This is a genomic window from Streptomyces narbonensis (assembly GCF_014649015.1).
GTDB classification, from domain to species: Bacteria; Actinomycetota; Actinomycetes; order Streptomycetales; family Streptomycetaceae; genus Streptomyces; species Streptomyces narbonensis.
The window spans coordinates 313,848-331,363 of the sequence record NZ_BMSF01000008.1; the positions used below are offsets into that span (position 1 = coordinate 313,848).

A 17,516-nucleotide genomic window follows, 5' to 3' on the forward strand; every position below is an offset into this window, starting at 1 on the left:
TGAAGATCGACCCGGACGGTTCATCCGTCCGGGTCGATTTGTTTATCCGGGGAGGACGGCGGCGCGTCGAGGTTTGAAACTCGTACAGGTCACCGATCGGTATCGGTCGATGTGTAGAGTGGGCGTCAGAAGTCTCCTACGTCAACGAAAGACGAGGTCGCGCGGTGAAGAAGCTTCTCCTGGTCGCACTGGCCGCCATCGGCGGGCTCCTCGTGTACCGCCAGATCCAGGCGGATCGCGCCGAGCAGGACCTGTGGACGGAGGCGACCGACTCCGTGCCCGCAGGTTCCGGTGTCTGAGACGAAAACCGTCTGTGGGTGAAGCCCCGGCCGCGCGAGAGCGGGCCGGGGCTTTGCTTTGCCTGAGCGAACAAAGTGCTTGCTTGAGTAAAGGGGAGAAGCGCGTGAAGACGCAGGCCGGCATCGGACGCAGGGGCCGGGGGGCCGGAGCCCTGATCGCGGCGGTCGCCGCCGTGGGGGCGGTGACAGCGCTGCCGGGCCAGGCACTGGCGGCCGACGCGGGCGCGCTCCCGCCGTACGCCTTCGACGGTGCGGCCCCGCGCGTGAAGGGCGCCGCTTCGAGCTCGGACGCGGCGCAGCTGAAGCCCGGGCAGACCTATCGGGACACGCTGAAGAAGGACGGCAAGGTCTACTACCGCGTCGACCTCGACGACAAGCTCAACAGCTACGTCTCCGTCGTCGCCGTGCCGAAGCCCGGCGGCAAGGTCGAGTACGGCGACGGCTTCAAGGTGAGCATGCAGGACGGCACCGGCACCGACTGCAGCTATCAGCAGGTCTCGTTCTCCTCGGCCGAGTACGCGCGACCTCTCGCCGGGTACGCCAGCCGCCTCATCGAAGCGGACAGGTCCAACTGCCAGAAGGCGGGCGCCTTCTACGTGCTCGTCGAGCGCACCTCGAAGGCGACCTCGGCCCCGGACGACTGGGAGCTGGAGATCCGGCACCTGTCCGAGCCGGGCCTGAAGAAGGCCGGCCCGACCGAGCTCCCCGAGGCCTGGCCCTCCGCCACGCCCCCACCGCCGCCGGGCGGCCCGCAGAAGCGGCAGGGCGGCGCCGGCTTCCACGACGCCGTCTCGCTGACGCAGGGCGAGTGGCGGTCCGACATCCGGCCCGGCCAGACGCTCTTCTACCGGGTGCCCGTCGACTGGGGGCAGCAGCTCTTCGCCACCGCGGAGCTCGGCAGCAGCGCCGCCGGGGACGAGTACGTCGGCAACGCGCTGGTGCTCTCCCTCGACAATCCGGCGCTCGGCCACGTCGACGAGAACACCGGGAGCTACGACGGGAAGCAGGCGACCCTCGCGCTCGACCCGCAACGGCCCGTGGCCCACGCGAACCGCTCCTCGTACAACGACGGCACCAGCGGCATGCGGTTCGCCGGGTGGTACTACCTGTCGGCCACCCTCAGCCCGGACATCGCCAAGGAGTACGGGGACAAGCCCGTGCCGCTGACGCTGCGGGTGAACGTCACGGGGAACGCGAATCCCGGGCCCGGGTACGACGGGGACCCGGGGCCGTTCGCGGTGACCGCCGACGACAAGGAGGCGGCTGCGAGCGGCGCGAGCGGCTCACAGGCGGCGGAGGGCGACGGGGCCATGCAGCTCGTCGCGGTGGCCGGGCTCGGCACCGGGACGGCGCTGCTGCTCGGGCTCGGCGCGTGGACGCTCATGGCGCGGCGGCGGGCGGCGTAGGGGCGGCTGAGGCGGGGTTCGGGGCGGCTCCGGGGGTGCGCCGGCGCCCCGGCGCTCCGGGGGCCCGGGGGCCGGGGTGAGGCGCCGGGTTGAGGCGCCGGGTCGGTCGCCGGGCTCCTCGGGCTCAGGTCTGGGCGAGGGCCCAGAAGCCGACCGCCAGGCACACCAGGGCGAGCAGCAGGACCGGGACCGTCACCTTCGGGGGCGGTCCCGGTCGGCGTACTGGGGCCAGGGGCGCGGGCATCGTGGCGTGCGCCGGTGCCGTGTGCTGATCGGGAACCTGAACGGGTCGAGCGGTGTATGGATGAGTAGGGGCCGGTCCGTACGGTCCCGCGGCCGTGGGGGCCTGGTCGAAGGCGGGGGTGGGCGTCGGGTGCGTGACCGGTGGGGTCAGGTGGAAGCTGCCCGTCTCGGAGGCGTTCGGCACAGGCGCGTGGGCCGGGGCGACAGTTGGCACGGGTGGTTGGTGCCGGGGCTGGTACGGAGCCTGTGCGGGGTGCTGCTGGGGTGGTACGGGCGCGGCGGGCGCCGCCGGTACGGCGTCGGAGACGGTGGCGGCACCGAGCGGGCCCGGGACGGGTCCGTACGCGCCGGGGGCGGGAGTGCCGCCGGGGCCCGTAGGGCCGATGGGGCCTGTGGGGCCGATGGGGCCTGTGGGGCCGAAGCCGGACGGCAGGGGGCCGATCTGGTCGAAGATCTCGACCGGCGGCTCGTCGGGACGCGGCTCGGCCAGCATCTCGACGGCGGCGTCCAGCGCCTTGCGCGCGCCCGTGGCCGACCGGAAGCGGGCCTGCGGATCGGGCTGGAGCAGCCCCGCGAGCACCTGCCACAGCGGCTCGGGAATGCCCTCCGGGGCACTCGGCGTGCCGTACGTGAGGAAGTGCGAGACCAGGGCCTGGGAGTCCGGGCTGCGCCCCTGGAGCAGATAGAGGGCGACCAGGCCGACGGCGAACAGGTCGGCGGTGAAGTCGGGCTCCGCGCCGAGGAGTTGCTCAGGAGCGAAGTAACCGGGCGTGCCGATCACGTAGTTGGACTCGGTGAGCCGGGGCTCACCCTTGCGCATGGAGATGCCGAAATCGGACAGCCGCAGGTGCGGCCGCCCGGTCCCGGTGACGTCCAGAAGGATGTTGGCGGGCTTGATGTCCCGGTGGACGACGCCTTCGGCGTGCACCGTGGCCAGACCCGAGAGCAGCTGGTCGAGCAAGGTGCAGACGAAGCGGGGCGGCAGCGCGCCGTAGTCGCCGACGACGTGCGCCAGCGAGCCGCCGGCGACCAGGTCCATCGTGAAGAGGACCTTGTCGTCGTCGGCGGCCCAGCTGGCCGGGGCGAGGACGTGCGGATGGTCGATCCGCATCGCCTGCTCGCGGACGAAGCGGAGCAGCGTGTGGGCGTCGCTCTGCTGGAGCACCTTGGCCGCCACGTACCGGCGGCGCCGGTGGTCCCAGGCGCGCCACACCGCGCCCGCCCCGCCCCGTCCGATCGGGTCGATCAGCTCGTACCGACCAGCGAAGACCTCACCCATCGCGCTGCGCCCGCTCCCCGTCGTGTCGTTTCTCCCCGGTACCGGCCGAGCGCCGGTCCCGCGTCAGTTCTGGTGAGACTCGTAGTGCGCGACCGCGTCCGCGGTGCGCCCCGCGCCGTACACCCGGAGGAACTCTGCCAGTTCCGGGTGTGCCGGGGCGAGGGAGTCCGCCGCGTCGATGATGTCGCCCGCCGCCGCGACGGACCGCAGCAGGGACTGGATCTCGCGCACCACGCGGCGCACGGTCGGTGCGCCTGAGCCGGTGGCGGTCTGGGCCGTGCTGGTGAGGACGGAGCCGCCCTGGGACTTCTTGACCTCGTCCATCCGGTCGGTGGCCTCGGCGGCGCTGACGCTGCCGTCGGCGACCTGGACGGCGAGCTCCTGGAGGGCCTGGACGCGCTGGACGACGGCCGGATTGCCGATCTTGGCCCGCTGGCCGCTCATCAACTGGGAGAGCATGGGCGCGGAGAGCCCGAGCACGGCCGCGAGCCTGGCCTGATTGAGCCCGAGATCGTCGATCAGCCGACGGAAGAGCGCCCCCAACGGCTCTCCGTACCAACTGCGCTGAAGCTCTCTGGCTCTTGCCGTGGCTTCCTGCTGCGCTGCGTCCATTACTTCTCCCCATCCCTTAGGTTCGCCACTGCGAACCTCGATCAGCATCTTACGGAGAGTGGTCGTTGACCGGGAGTCCCTATCCTTTTGCCGGACAGGGGGGGAGACCCGGTACGCTGTTCTCGTTCCGGGGCCTTAGCTCAGTTGGTAGAGCGCTGTCTTTGCATGGCAGATGTCAGGGGTTCGACTCCCCTAGGCTCCACTCGACAACACCCCTCTGACCTGCGATGACGCAGCCCAGAGGGGTGTTTTTGTCGCCCTTCGCCCTTCGCCCTTCGCCCTTCGCCGTTCGCCCTTCGCCGTGAGGGTGCGGGGCGCCTCAGTCCACGTCCCCCCAGGTCACGTCAGGACCGGGCGGCCAGGGCTGGGAGAAGTCGAACAGGGTGGGGTCGTCGATCTCACGGACCGCCTTGCGCCAGGACGGCCTGCCCGAGATGAGGAAGCCCTTCTTGTCGCGCGAGGTGAACAGGTAGGTGGCGGTCGGGTCGTTCTCGACCTGGTGCCGCTCGGCGATCTCGTCCGTCTCCCGCTCGGTGGCCTTGCGGATCTCCAGGCCGTACAGCAGGGAATGGACGAGCATCGTGTCCACGTGCCCGACGTAGATCTCGATCCGGGGCGCCGGAGCGAGCTTCAGATCGGTGTCGCTGCGCAGCAGCAGCGTCTTGTGCGAGACGGTGTAGCTCCAGAGCTTGAACAGGCGCTCCGGCTCGGCGAACGTCATGGGTGTCCCTCGGATTCAGTGCGGTGAAAGGCCGGTGTCTCAGCGTCGCGACTTCTTGGGCGGCTCGGGAGGCTGGACGGAATTCGGCTCGGGAACGTCGTCGACCGGCTTGTTGTCCGAGTGCCAGGAGATCGATTCCCACGACCTGCCGCCGTAGTCTATTCCGTCCTCCTCACCGGCCTTGAAGGCCACCACGTTCCGGGCCACTACGCTCATCTCCCAGGCCGTTCCGTAGCCCTCCGGCGGGTGCTTCTGGCCCTGGCCGGTGCCGAACGGCTGCCCCCGCTCCACGGCGGCGTCGAACGCCGCCGCGATCGACTCCGGCGTGCTGCCCGCGCCCGGCATGCCGTCGAGCGTGATGTGCAGGTCGACCCGCGGGTCGGACACCGCGGCCATCACGTTGGTCATCCACACCGGGCTGCCCGCCTCCACGTCCGCGAAGGCCCGGCCGTTGAAGGTGGTCGCCTCGGGGAGACCGTGCGCCCGCAGGTACTTCATCAGCTCGTCGGACGGCGGATTGACGCCCAGCACGACCACGGGATAGGTCGGAGGGGCCGGGGTGTGGCCGGTCTCCTCCTCGTCGCAGGGGGCGAGCCCCAGCGGATCGATCAGCACGTGCGGGTTGGACACGTAGGCCGCGGGGTTGGGCGCCGGGACGAGCCCGAGCGGGTCCGGCGACAGATAGCGCGCCGTCTCGGGGTCGTAGTAGCGGTGCACGTTGTAGTGCAGTCCGCTCTCCGCGTCGAAGTACTGCCCGGGGAAGCGCAGCGGCGTGTACGCGGTCGCGTCCGCGTTCCAGGAGGTCAGACCCCACAGGGTGGAGCGGGCCCGCCAGGCGACGGAGCCGTCCTCGCCGATGAGCTCGGTCGGGGTGCCGACGAGGTCGGTGACGAGGGCGAAGAACCGCCGGTCGATCTCCTCCGACGGCGCTGTCGCCAGGGACTTCCGCTCGGTCTGCGCCACCGGGTGCCGGCCGCGGTAGTCCCAGGTGAGGGAGGTCAGCGTGCCGCCCTCGGAACCACCCGACACCTGCTCGACGAGCAGGTCGCCGTGCCAGGTGAACTCCGTGCGCTCCAGGATCCGGGCGCCGTCCGCGTCGACGCCCACCTTGGAGACCCGGCGGCCGAGCGGGTCGTAGCCGTAGCTCCAGCGGCTGCCGTCGGGCCGGACCACGGCGGTCAGCCGGTCCTCGGCGTCCCACGCGTACGTCCACACCTCGGCGGAGCCGTCCGCGCGGTCCACCCGGCGCACGACCGTCCGCCCCTGGCCGTCGTACTCGTAGGAGACGTCGCCGGCCCGCCGGATCCGGGTGCCGTCGTACCGGCGTGGCCCCGCGGCGTGCCGTCCCCCGTGCCGCGCGGGCCAGGTGGCCTCCGTCAGGTTGCCGGACCCGTCGTAGGCGTACCGCTCGGTCCAGCCCTTCGCGTCGACCGCGGTCACCCGGCCGGCGGGGTCCAGCTCGAAGTGCCGGGTGCCGGAGAGCCGGTCGTCCACGGAGGTGAGCCCGCCGCCGGGCCGGTGGGCGTACCGGCGCGCCTGGACCGTGCCGTCGCGGGTGACCGCCCGCCGGCCCAGCAGCCGGTCGTTCGTGTCCCACACGTGGTCGAGGGTCGCGACGCCCTCGATGTGGCGGGAGGCCTCCCGCCCGGCGGCGTCGTGCGCGAACCGGATGCCGTGGCCGGAGGCGGTGACGAGACCGCCCCAGCCGGACGGGCCGTGGTCCCACTCACTGGTCGTGCCCGCCGGAGTGGTCCGCCGGGTCGGACGCCCCAGCTCGTCGTAGGCGAGGCGCAGCGTCCGGCCGTCGCAGGTCTCGTCGAGGACCCGGCCGCGGGCGTCGCGCCGCCAGCTGAGCTCGGCGTCGGGGCCGACGGCGTGCAGGAGCCTGCCCTCGGGGTCGTACGAGAAGCGGGTGACCGCGGCGCCCGCCTCCTTGCGGACGACCCGGCCCATCGGGTCGCGCTCGAAGCGGACGGTCTGGCCCGCGCCGTTCGTCCGGGCGACCAGCCGGCCGGCCTCGTCGTAGGCGTATGTGACGGTGCGTCCGTCGAAGTCCGTCTCGGAGCTCAGCCGGCCCGCGGCATCGTGCTCGTACGTCCAGGTCCGCCCCTGCGGGCCGACGACGCCGACCAGCCGCCGTTCGGTGTCGTAGCGGAACTCGTGGCGCGCGCCGTCGGGTTCGGTCCGGGCCGCGGGCAGATCGAAGTGGGTGTACTCGAAGAGCGTGACCGCGCCCGAGGCGTCGGTCGTGGAGGTGCAGTTGCCCTCGCCGTCGTAGGTCCACCGTTCCTCGGCGCCGTCGGGGCCGGTCCGGGTGAGGAGCCGGCCCTCCGTGGACCAGCTCATCCTGGTGGTGCGGCCCTCTGCGTCCGTCGTGGTCGCGGGGCGGCCGAAGGCGTCCCGGTCGAAGCGGGCGACCTCGCCGGACGGCTGGGTGACGGCGAGGGGCAGGCCTGCCCGGTCCGAGGTGATGCGCACGGTCCGGCCCGTGGCGTCGGTGACGGCGTCGAGCCGTCCCGCCGCGTCGTAGGCGTACGAGGTGACCGTCCCGAGCGGGTCGGCGACCGAGGTCCGGTTGCCCCGGTCGTCGTGGCTCAGGTGCCAGTGGGATCCGTCGCGGGCCGTGACGGTGGCCGGCCGGCCGGCGTCGTCGTACGTGACGAGGGAGCGGTGCCCGTCGGGGTGGACGACCGCGGTCCGGCGTCCCGCCGCGTCGTACTCGTGTGTCGTCGTCAGGCCGAGCGGGTCCGTCTCGGTCAGCAGCCGGTCGTACGCGTCCCAGGTGCGCCGGACGGTGTGGCCGAGCGGGTTCGTCTCCGCGATCGACTGGAGCCGGTGGTTGAGCTGGTGGACGGTCGTGGCGCCGGTGGAGTCGGTGTAGCGGGTGACGCGGTCGCCGGTGTCCGGGTGGACGGCGTAGTCGAAGGTGGAGGAGAGGAAGCCGTCCGGGCCGATGGTGCGTACGACGCGGCCGGCGGCGTCGTACACGTACCGGAACGTGGAGTCGTTCCGGTCGGTCCAGCTGGTGATCCGCCCCTCCGGGTCATAGCCGAAGCGCAGGGGCCGGCCGGAGGAGTTGGTGACGGCTTCGAGATGGCCCGCCCGGTCGTAGCCGTAGGTCATGACGGTGACCGGGCCCTGGGGCGTGCGCAGCGCGAGGGTGCGGACGCGGGCGTCCTCGACGGTGACCTGGACGGTGTAGCCACCGGAGTGGGTGACGGCGGTGGGGGCTCCGTCGGGGCGGCGGGAGAACGTGATCGCGTGGTCGTTGCGGTCGCGGATCTCGGTGAGCCAGTGGGCCGAGGAGGTGCGGTAGGGGCTGCCGGTGAAGGAGCGGGTCACCCCGGTGTGCGGGTCGGTGACGGTGTACGTGCCGGTGTCCCCGTCCTGGCCCCCGTGGGCGAGGGCCAGCCGCGGGCCCTCCAGGGGGAGTACGGGCTCCCCGCCGGGGAGGGGCAGGGTCGGGTAGACGAGGAGGGAGCCGTCCTCACGGGCCCACACGGCCTCCTTGAGGACGGGGTCGACCTCCAGGCGCTCGTCGAGGGTGGAGGCCCAGCCGCGGCCGAACCAGTGGCCGTGGCGGTACTCCGACAGATGGGTCCGCGACAGGGCCAGGTGCAGGGTGCCCGGCAGGGACAGGTCCGTCTGCGTGAGGGTCATCTCGCCGGTGGCGACGTCGACCGGGTCGTTCTCGCACTTCTTCTTGTCGAGGGGGACGGAGTGGCGGCGCGGATCGGTGGCGGCGTCCTTCAGCGGTACCGGCCTCGCCTGTACCGTGTCGAGGTCGCCGCCCTTGCGGTTGCCGGTGCCCGGCCCGCCGTTCGGGCCGCCCGTGCCTTCGTCGCTCTTGCGCTGGCGGGCGAGCCGGTCGCGGATGGCGTCGTCGTTGTTCTTGTGGTCGACGGAGATCTGCTTGACGACCTTCGGCAGCGTCTTGCCGACGTGGTCGCCCATGGTCGTGGCGGACTTGGCGAGGGCGCCCATGGCCTTCTCGATGACCGGGTCCAGGGCGTCGGCGATGCTGTCCCTGCCCTTGTTGCGGCCCTGGGCCGTCTTCGCCTTCGTCAGTTTCCCGGCGGTCCTGCCGTGGATCCCGGCGCTCACACCGTTCAGCTTCGTACCGGCGTTGTCGTGCTCGTCGTGCTCGATGTGGAAGCCCTTGCCCCCCGGGCGACCGCCGCCGCCGGTGCCGGCGCCGGCCGAGGCGAGGTTGAGGCCTTCCTTCGCGCCCTGCACGCCCTCGTCGAACCCGTCCTTGCCGGCCTGCCGCGTCTGGCCGAGGTCCACCCCGTCCTGCATCCCCAGCGCGTCCGCGCCCAGCTGGACCACCAGATCGGCGGCCATGTTCTCCAGGGCCGCCACCGCCGGTTCGGTCATCACCCCGACGATGTGACCGACCGCTTCCTCCATCGCACCCGTGATGAGCTTCAGCAGCTGCTTCTTCGTGAACGCGATCGCACCGGCGCCGAGGAGTGCCGACAGACCACCGGTCACCGGGATCAGCGCCATCGCCAGACCGGTCTGGCCCGCCAGGATCCCGAGCTCCGCGACCGCCTTCCACTTCATGGCCTCGATCGCGCCCGCCGCCATGTCCAGTGCGCCCGCGATCGTCCGGGCCGAGGAGACCAGGTCCTTCAGGTGCCTGCCCTTGACCTTGTTCCAGTGCTGGTTCAGCGCGTCCATCGCCTCGCCGTGGCCCGACGACAGCAGACGCTCCATGTGGTTGTTGGCGAGCTGGCCGTCGTCGGCGAGGTCGTCCGCGAACTCCCGCAGCGCGTCCGCCATTTCCCGGTAGGCGTCCTCGTCCACGTTGGGCCAGTTCACCCCCACCAGGTCCAGCAGTGTGTCCGCCCAGTCCGGCACCGTGACAGCCATGATGTGAAATCCCCCCGTGCGCAAAGCAATTCACAGAACGCGTGTGCGAAGAGCCTGCCATGTCCCGGAGGAGTCGATCAACGCGGGTCGGTGTCACCGGCCGCGTCGGCAAGGGGCGTTCGGTGACACCGACCCGGACGGGCTTCCCCTCGCATCGCTGTTCATGACTGCAACTCAACTTCCTGCGAAGTACCGCACCTCTACAGAACCGGAGCGCGCAGTTCGGCGGCGCTCGCGCGATGCTCGGCGGCCCCCACCGGATCCGTCTCGGCTAGCAGGACCGCGATCCCCTCGTGGGCCAGCGCCTCCGCCTGCCGGTTCCCCAGCTTCGGCGCCAGCTCCAGCGCCTGCCGGTGCAGGCGCAGGGATTCCTCCGGGAGCCCCGCGAGGCGGCAGGTCTCGGCGTAACCGTCGAGGAAGTGGATCTTCCAGTGCTCCTCGAAGACCTCGTCGAGCAGCGCGAACGCCTCCCGGTGGCTGGCCAGGGCCTCCTCGTACCGACCCATCTGCCGCAGCGCGACCCCCAGACAGTTCAGGCACCACGCCTGGTTGTGGAGGTGCCCGTCGTCACGGGCCCCGGCGAGCGCCCGGCGCAGGTGCTCCGCCGCCTCGTCGGGCTCCTCCCGCGCGACGGCCACGCCCAGGGTGATCCGGGCCGTCAGCGCGGGCGGCCACGTGGGGTCGGTATGGGGGACGCCCAGCACCTCCCGGGCCCGCCGCGCCGCCTCCTCCCGGTTCCCGAGCTGGAGCATCGCCCAGGCCTCCGACGCGGCCGCGTGCGCCGCGCCCGTCGGGCTGCCGGCCTTCCCGTACAGCTCCCCCGCCTGCCGGAAGAGGCCGAGCGGTTCCTCGACGTGTCCCGCGTCCCAGCTCAGGTAGCCGCGGCGCAGGGCCAGCTCGGCCTCCGCCCGGGTGTCCCCCGTCCGGGCGACCTGGACGCCGGCCGCCTCGTACGCGGCCTCGGCCTCGGCCATCCGGCCCGCGTTGTAGCGCGCGAACCCCAGGTCGCTGTGGGCCTCGGCCAGCTGCAGCGGGTCCCCCAGGCGCTCGGCGGCGGCCAGCGAACGCTCGAAGAGGTAGTTGAGGTGGGACGTGCCGCAGCGGCGGGCGAAGTACGCCCGTAGGAAGCGCGGCAGCTCGCACACGTGCGTGTCGGCGCCGAGGGCGGCGGCCGTCTCGAAGGCGGCCAGGAGGTTTCCGTACTCCATGACGAGCCAGGTGAAGGCGGCGTTCTTGTCCGCGAACCGGGGCAGCGCGGCCGGGGCCGCGCCGGCGGAGGCCGGGCGGCCGGGCGCCAGGTACGGCATCGCGGCGTCCGCCGCCGCCGTCGCGTGGACGTAGTAGTCCAGTACGCGGTGGAGCGCCCGCTCCCGCTCGGACGCCGCTTCCTGCTCCGCCACGGCCCGGCGCGCGTGCTGGTGCACCAGGTCGTGCAGCCGGTAGCGGCCCGGCGTCGGCTCCTGGACGAGGTGCGCGTCCAGCAGGTCCTCCAGGGACGCCCGCGCCTCGCGCAGCGGCAGGTCCGCGAGCGCCGCCACCGCGTAGGCGTCGAAGGACTCCCCCGGCAGCAGGCCGAGCTGCCGGAACAGCCTGGCCCTGGCCCGGTCGAGCTGCCGCACCGACATGGCGAACGCCGCACCGAACTCGGCGTCGACCTCGCTCGCGCCCTCACCCGCTCCCTCGGCCATCCGCTCGACGAGGATCCCCACGGTCCAGCCCGGCCGGTGCCGCAGCCGTGCCGCGGCCAGGCGCAGGGCCAGCGGCAGCCGGCCGCACAGCCGCAGCACCTCGGCGGCGGACTCGGGATCGCGCGCGAGCCTGCTCTCGGGCCCGCCCGGGTCCCCGCTGGCCCGGGCGAGGAGCTCCGCGCTCTCCTCCGGGCTGAGGACGTCGAGCGAGACCGGAGGCACCTCGTCCAGGCCGAGGAGGCGGTTCCGGCTCGTGATCAGGGCGACGGAGGCACCGGCGCCGGGCAGCAGCGGGCGGACCTGCTCGGCGTCGGCGGCGTTGTCGAGGACCACGACGACCCGGCGGCGCGCCAGCTCGGAGCGCCAGCAGGCGGCCAGCTCCTCGACGCCCTCGCGCGGGACCTTCTCGGAGGGGACGTCGAGCGCGGCGAGCAGCATCCGCAGTGCGGAGTCGGGGTCGAGCGGCGGCCGGCCCTCGGTGAAGCCGTGCAGGTCCACATACAGCTGGGCGTCCGGGAAATCGGCGGCGAGCCGGTGCGCCGCGTGCACCGCGAGGCAGGACTTGCCCACCCCCGCCATGCCGTCGACGGAGACCGCCCGGTGGCTCTCGACGGCGGCGAACACGGCGGCGAGCCGCTCCTCGCGCCCGGTGAAGTCGGGCACGTCGCGGGGAAGGTCGTTGCGGGGCAGCGGCCGGATCTGCCGGCTGCTCTTCGGGGGCGCGGGCAGGGGATTCGAGCTCCGCTCCCACAGGGGCCGCAGGGGGCGGGGGTCCCGCTTCACCAGGCGGCACAGGGCGACCACGGCGGGCCAGGGCGGCACGGTCAGGCCGTTCAGGTAGCGCGAGAGGGACGAGGAGCTGAGGCCGGTGTCCCGGGCGAGGGCCCGTACGCCGAGACCGGACAGCTCGTGGAGCAGGCGCAGCCGGGCTGCCAGCTCCTCCTGCGGGTCGGAGCCTCCCGCGGTTCCTCCCGAGCCTCTGCCCTGCGAGTCGGCCGGTCGTACGTCCATGGGTCCCCCGTCGTCGCGTCCTGCTGCGGTGCTGCGGTGCTGCGGTGCTGCGGTGCTGCGGTGGTGCGGTGCTGCGGTGCTGCGGTGCTGCGGTGCCGTGCTGCGGTGCTGCGGTGCTGCGGTGCCGTGCTGCGGTGCTGCGGTGCTGCGGTGCCGTGCTGCGGTGCTGCGGTGCTGCGGTGCCGTGCTGCGGTGGTGCGTGCCGTGGTGCTGCCGTGTTGCCGTCCCGTTCGGGGCGAAGTCTTCCGAGCCAACTCGCCGCAGGTCAAGGCTCCTTCACCTGTCCCACGGTGTCCCACGGCGATGGCCGCGACGGGTGGAACGGGCTGTCATGGAGTCACGCCCCGAGGGAACGGGGCACCGACCCGGAAGAGGTGAAGTCGTGCGGAGCGAGATGCGGTCCCGTATGCAGAACCCCGTCGCCGTGCTGCCCGCCGCGATGCGGCCCGTCCAGGAGCTCCTGGAGGTCGTGCGCTCCGGTGGAGTGGACGGGCAGACGCTGGAACTGGTCCACCTGCGGGTCAGCCAGATCAACGGCTGCGCCGCCTGCGTCGACGGCGGCGCCAGGACGGCCCGTGCGGCCGGGGTGAGCGACGAACGGCTGGCCACGGTCGCCGCCTGGCGCGAGACCCCGTACTTCACGCCGGCGGAGCGGGCGGCCCTCGGGCTCGCCGAGGCCGCGACGCGGCTGGCCGACCGGCCCGACGCGGTGAGCGACGACGTCTGGGACACGGCCGCCACCTACTACGACGAGAAGCAGCTCGCCGCGATCATCCTCATGGTCGGCGTCACGAACCTGTTCAACCGGCTCAACGCCACGACCCGCCAGATCGCCGGCGCATGGGGCTGACGCTCCTTCACCTCCGCACCCGGTAGCCCTGCCCTCATTCGTATCTGCAAGCAGAGAAGGAAATCGCCATGACGAACACGCAGAAGACCACCAAGACGACCACCAAGACGACCGCCGGTACGACGGCCGAAACGACGGCCGAAACGACCGCGGACACGACCGCGGAGACGACGGCCGGGGCGAAGACGAAGGCCGAAGGATTCACGGCCGAGGAGCGGAGCGCGATGAAGGAGCGCGCCAAGGAGGTCAAGGCGTCCGCGCGCCGTGGATCGCGCGCCGACAAGGCGGCGGAGGAGGAGGCGGCCGTGGTCGCGAAGATCGCCGAGATGCAGGACTCGGACCGGGTCATGGCCGAGCGCATCCACGCCGTGGTCAAGGAGAACGCCCCCGAGCTCGCGCCGAAGCTCTGGTACGGCATGCCCGCGTACGCCAAGGCCGGCAAGGTCGTCTGCTTCTTCCAGAGCGCGCAGAAGTTCAACGCGCGGTACGCGACCTTCGGCTTCAACGACGTGGCGAACCTCGACGAGGGCACGATGTGGCCGGCCGCCTTCGCCCTGAAGGAGCTGACCGCTGCCGACGAGGCGCGGATCGCGGAGCTGGTCAAGAAGGCCGTGAGCTGAGGAAACCGGGCCAGAGCGGTGGTGGCCACTGATCCGTCCGGGTGGTGTTCATCGGAAGAACTGCGCGGCGGCGGCGTCGTTCCGCGGGAATCTCGGGCCGCATCCACATCATGTGGAAAGTACGTAAAGCGCGCAACCCGAAATGAACCATCCGAGAACATCACGAAAGTGAGGGGTCATGGCCACCGCCAAGGTCAAGCAGTTCTGGACCGCCTTCATCTCCGTCCTCTTCGCCCTGCTCGCCTCCGTCGGCCTGGCGAGCACCGCCGCCGCGGCCCAGCAGCCCGCCGTGCAGCAGCCCGAGGAGCCGGCTGCCTCTGCCGCCACGACCGCCTCCGCCACCGGGGAGCGCGCCCTCGCCTCCGTACCGGCACAGCGGGCGCATCGGTGGCCCCTCGTCGGTGACCGGTCCCTGCCGCCCACCATCAAGCAGCGCATCGGTGCCGAGGCCCACGGCTCCTCCCCCTCGGTTCGCCACCGCCACGCGGGCGGCGCGGCCGAGAGCGACCCGGTCGCGCTGACGGAGTCGGCGCTCGCGGCGACGGCGCCGGCGGCGGGCGCGTAGGAGGCGGGGAGCCGACGTACGCGTACTCCCCGCGCCCTGTGAAACCGCGAGACCTGCAGAAGACGAAGCTCCACCGATGAACCGGACAGCTCCACCGACGGAACACCTCGCTCCACCTGCGGAGCACACGGCTCCACCTGCGGAGCACACGGCTCCACCCGCGGAGCACCTGGCCCCACCGACGGAACACCTCGCTCCACCTGCGGAGCACACGGCTCCACCTGCGGAGCACACGGCTCCACCGACGCAACATCAAGTTCCACCGACGGAACACCCAGCTCCACCGGCGCAACACCGAAGATGTTCCACCGACGCACCACGAAGTGGCGAAGTTCCCTCGACCGGACCGCAGCGGTCAGCGGCGCTCGTCGCGCTCCGCGGACCCGGCGTCGGCCTCCGCTTCGGCCTCGATCTCGGCATCGGCCTCGGCCTCGGCCTGGATCTCGGCCTCGCTCTCCTTGAACTCCACCTCCGGATCGAGGAACCCACCGTTGCCCTCGACGGACGACGACGCGGAACCCTCGCCCACCTCGGTGGGAGCGGGCGGCTCGACCAGCCAGTCGGGATTGGCCTGCTTGTCCCACCACTTCCAAGCGGCGAAAGCGCCGCCGACCACCAAGCCGAGGACCACGAGTCCCTTGGCGAGGCGACCGGCCCTGGCACGCCGCTCGTGCTTCCTCACGATCCTCTGGATTTCCCTCGGCGTCACCTGACCGCGCAGCGCGGCCCAGGCGGCAGTGGAACGCGACCCGGCCTCCTCAAGGACGGGACCGGTCGCGGCGACCGCGTACTCGACACGCGGAACGGTGTAGTCGGCTGCCTGACGGGCGGCTGAGCGGGTCACGTCCGCCGCGCGATGCGCGGCCGCGTCGACCCGCGGCGGTACGTGTGGTGCGACATGCGAGGCGTACTGCGCCCGCGCCTGTACTCGGGCCTTTCGAGCGGCCTTCGAGACCTTCGGCGCGATCCGCACCCGCGCCTCGTGCGCGTAGTGGTTGGCCTGGTCCCTGGCTGTTTCGGCGTACGGCGCCACCACTTCCGCGGCGTGCAGGACGCTCTCCTTCGCCGAATCTGACGCGGCGCGCACGCTGTCCATGCGGGTCACGGGATTCCTCCTCCTCGGTGGCGACGATGTCGGTTTTTCACCTTTCCATCCTTTTCGGAATCATGCCCCTCGGATCGAAGTCCGGCATGCGGGGCGGGCATCCGGGGCATGCGAGGATCGGTGGTCACGCCAGAGACAGACGCGATGCGACAACGACACGATGTGGACGGAAGGCGACCGTGGCCGAGCAGCTGTACGCGATCCTCAAGACCAGCCTGGGTGACATCGAGGTGCGGTTGATGCCGTTCCACGCCCCGAAGACGGTGCGCAACTTCGTCGAACTCGCCTCCGGTGAGCGCGAGTGGACGCACCCCGCCACCGGCAAGGTCTCCACGGACCCGCTCTACGACGGCACGGTCTTCCACCGGGTCATCAAGGGCTTCATGATCCAGGGCGGCGACCCGCTGGGGAACGGCACGGGCGGCCCCGGTTACGAGTTCGCCGACGAGTTCCACCCGGAGCTCTTCTTCGACCGTCCCTATCTGCTGGCCATGGCCAACGCCGGCCCGGGCACCAACGGTTCGCAGTTCTTCGTCACGGTCGGCGCCGCGACCTGGCTGAACCGCAAGCACACCATCTTCGGCGAGGTCGCGAGCCCGGAGAGCCGGAAGGTCGTGGACGCGATCGCCGCGGTCGCGACCGACCCGCACACCGAGCGCCCGCGCCAGGACGTGGTGATCGAGTCCGTGGTGATCGAGAAGCGCTGAGGCGGACATGACGGAAGGGAAGGAACCTGTCATGGACGCGCAGTCCGGCCTGCCCCGCTGCTACCGCCACCCGGAGGCCGAGACCGGAATCCGCTGTGTCCGCTGCGACAAGCCCATCTGCCCGCAGTGCATGATCTCCGCCTCGGTCGGTTTCCAGTGCCCGGACTGCGTGCGCAACGGCTCGGGCACCGGCCATGCCGCCGACGCCAACCAGCCCCGGACTCTCGTGGGGGGCCGGGTGGCGGCCGACGACCGCCTGGTCACCAAGATCCTCATCGGGATCAACCTCGCGGTGTACCTGCTGGTCCTGGTGATCGGGCAGCGGCTCGTCGTGGAGCTCGAGCTCATCGGACGCGCCTTCAGCCTGGAGCTCGGAGAGTGGATCGGGGTCGCGGACGGCGAGTGGTACCGGCTGCTGACCGCGACCGTCCTCCACCAGGAGGTCTGGCACATCCTCTTCAACGTGCTGGGCCTGTGGGTGATCGGCGGGATCGTCGAGCCCGAGCTCGGCCGGGTCCGGTACGCGGCCCTGTGCCTGCTCTCCGGGCTCTCGGGCTCCGTTCTCGCCTACCTCGTTGCCGCGCAGAACCAGCCCTCGCTGGGCGCCTCCGGCGTCGTCTACGGCCTGATCGGCGCCTGGGTCGTCCTGGCCCGCCACAAGCGCCACGACATGCGGCCCGTGGCCCTCTTCGTGGCGCTGTCGCTGCTCATGACATTCACCCGTCCGGGGATCTCCTGGGAGGCGCACGTCGGCGGTCTCGTCGCGGGCGTCCTGGTGACGTACGCGATGGTGCACGCGCCGAGGGCGCGCAGGGACCTCGTGCAGTACGGGGCCTGTGGACTGGTGCTCCTGCTCGACCTGGGGCTCGTACTGGCTCGATCCGTGGCGCTCACCTGAGCGCAGGGGGCTGTGGAAGAGCTCTTTCCCGAGCTTTCCCCAGAGTTATCCACAGTGTGTGGCAAATCATCCCGGTGTACTGGGGAAAGACTGCGCCCCTCGCCTCTGACCTGGTGTTTCTCCAGGGAGGCGAGGGGCGCAGTGTGGTCCCTCGGCGGGTGATCGCGCGGGTGGAGCGGTCATACCGGCGTCAACGTCGTGCGAGTTATCCACAGATCGTCGTAAGTTATCCAGTGCTGTGCACAACGCTGTGGATAAGTTCAGGGGAGAGCTTGACGAGCCGCCGGTCCAGCCGATATTTCGCGGCCTGCGACGCGGTGGGCGCGGGCTACTTCCACTGGGTGGAGACGCCGAACCCCGCAGCGATGAAGCCGAAGCCCACCACGATGTTCACGTTGCCGATCGACTTGATCGGCAACGAACCGTCGGTGACGTAGAAGAGCACGATCCACACCAGCCCGATGGCGAACAGCGCCAGCATCACGGGGGCCACCCAGCTGCTGTTCGACAGCTTGATGTTGGTGGCCTGCTTGGCGGGCGTAGGCGTGAAGTCGGCCTTCTTGCGGATACGTGACTTCGGCACGAGGGACTCTCCTGTCGATGCGCTGCGTGACCGCGCAGGGAACTGTGGGCGGCG

General features: G+C 71.7%; 14 protein-coding genes and 1 tRNA gene. 8 read left to right on the top strand and 7 right to left on the bottom strand.

The genetic code is table 11. The annotated features are described in order from the left end of the window. Positions 1 to 164 precede the first annotated feature (164 nt). Entirely contained in the window at positions 165 to 299 is a 135-nt protein-coding gene (locus tag IE124_RS17990; RefSeq protein ID WP_003958712.1) for a DLW-39 family protein, read from the top strand. A gap of 104 nt (positions 300 to 403) precedes the next feature. After that, positions 404 to 1,705 carry a hypothetical protein gene (locus tag IE124_RS17995; RefSeq protein WP_189508758.1) on the top strand — a complete coding sequence of 434 codons (1,302 nt, stop codon included), beginning with the start codon at positions 404 to 406 and terminating at the stop codon, positions 1,703 to 1,705. Between the two features lie 124 nt (positions 1,706 to 1,829). Here IE124_RS17995 and IE124_RS18000 read toward each other — a convergent pair whose 3' ends face one another. Then, complete coding sequence (locus IE124_RS18000; RefSeq protein ID WP_189508759.1) at positions 1,830 to 3,227, bottom strand: serine/threonine-protein kinase; 1,398 nt, start codon at positions 3,225 to 3,227, stop codon at positions 1,830 to 1,832. A 63-nt stretch (positions 3,228 to 3,290) separates the two neighbouring features. After that, entirely contained in the window at positions 3,291 to 3,839 is a 549-nt protein-coding gene (locus IE124_RS18005; protein WP_150268275.1) for a helix-turn-helix domain-containing protein, read from the bottom strand. Positions 3,840 to 3,968: 129 nt separating this feature from the next. On the opposite strand from IE124_RS18005, the gene IE124_RS18010 reads away from it, so the two are divergent. Next, positions 3,969 to 4,041 (top strand) — tRNA-Ala (locus IE124_RS18010). Positions 4,042 to 4,158: 117 nt separating this feature from the next. On the opposite strand, the gene IE124_RS18015 is transcribed toward IE124_RS18010, so the two are convergent. From IE124_RS18015 to IE124_RS18025, 3 genes are all read right to left on the bottom strand, one after another. Then, positions 4,159 to 4,560 carry a hypothetical protein gene (locus IE124_RS18015; protein WP_189508760.1) on the bottom strand — a complete coding sequence of 134 codons (402 nt, stop codon included), beginning with the start codon at positions 4,558 to 4,560 and terminating at the stop codon, positions 4,159 to 4,161. Between the two features lie 39 nt (positions 4,561 to 4,599). After that, the gene (locus tag IE124_RS18020; RefSeq protein ID WP_189508761.1) at positions 4,600 to 9,435 is read right to left on the bottom strand and encodes a DUF6531 domain-containing protein; all 4,836 of its coding nucleotides are present in this window, start codon (positions 9,433 to 9,435) and stop codon (positions 4,600 to 4,602) included. Between the two features lie 200 nt (positions 9,436 to 9,635). Next, positions 9,636 to 12,134 carry an XRE family transcriptional regulator gene (locus tag IE124_RS18025; RefSeq protein WP_189508762.1) on the bottom strand — a complete coding sequence of 833 codons (2,499 nt, stop codon included), beginning with the start codon at positions 12,132 to 12,134 and terminating at the stop codon, positions 9,636 to 9,638. A gap of 394 nt (positions 12,135 to 12,528) precedes the next feature. Here IE124_RS18025 and IE124_RS18030 point away from each other — a divergent pair, with 394 nt between their 5' ends. The 3 genes from IE124_RS18030 (at position 12,529) to IE124_RS18040 (ending at position 14,169) form a co-directional block, all read left to right on the top strand. Further along, on the top strand, positions 12,529 to 12,984 hold the full coding sequence (locus IE124_RS18030) for a carboxymuconolactone decarboxylase family protein (protein ID WP_189508834.1): 456 nt from the start codon (positions 12,529 to 12,531) through the stop codon (positions 12,982 to 12,984). Positions 12,985 to 13,208: 224 nt separating this feature from the next. Beyond that, positions 13,209 to 13,604: an iron chaperone gene (locus IE124_RS18035; RefSeq protein ID WP_229832548.1), complete on the top strand. Its 396-nt coding sequence runs from the start codon at positions 13,209 to 13,211 to the stop codon at positions 13,602 to 13,604. A gap of 178 nt (positions 13,605 to 13,782) precedes the next feature. After that, on the top strand, positions 13,783 to 14,169 hold the full coding sequence (locus IE124_RS18040) for a DUF6344 domain-containing protein (protein ID WP_189508764.1): 387 nt from the start codon (positions 13,783 to 13,785) through the stop codon (positions 14,167 to 14,169). Positions 14,170 to 14,524: 355 nt separating this feature from the next. Here the strand turns inward: IE124_RS18040 and IE124_RS18045 are convergent, their stop codons facing one another. Next, positions 14,525 to 15,274, bottom strand: a complete 750-nt coding sequence (locus tag IE124_RS18045; RefSeq protein ID WP_189508765.1) for a DUF5324 family protein — start codon at positions 15,272 to 15,274, stop codon at positions 14,525 to 14,527. Between the two features lie 179 nt (positions 15,275 to 15,453). On the opposite strand from IE124_RS18045, the gene IE124_RS18050 reads away from it, so the two are divergent. Together IE124_RS18050 and IE124_RS18055 are read left to right on the top strand one after the other, a co-directional pair. Further along, positions 15,454 to 15,981, top strand: a complete 528-nt coding sequence (locus tag IE124_RS18050; protein WP_189508766.1) for a peptidylprolyl isomerase — start codon at positions 15,454 to 15,456, stop codon at positions 15,979 to 15,981. A 31-nt stretch (positions 15,982 to 16,012) separates the two neighbouring features. Further along, complete coding sequence (locus tag IE124_RS18055) at positions 16,013 to 16,879, top strand: rhomboid family intramembrane serine protease (RefSeq protein WP_229832533.1); 867 nt, start codon at positions 16,013 to 16,015, stop codon at positions 16,877 to 16,879. 328 nt (positions 16,880 to 17,207) lie between these two features. Here IE124_RS18055 and crgA read toward each other — a convergent pair whose 3' ends face one another. Next, positions 17,208 to 17,462, bottom strand: coding sequence for a cell division protein CrgA (gene crgA / locus IE124_RS18060; RefSeq protein ID WP_055642472.1), 255 nt, complete (start codon positions 17,460 to 17,462; stop codon positions 17,208 to 17,210). Positions 17,463 to 17,516: the final 54 nt, after the last annotated feature.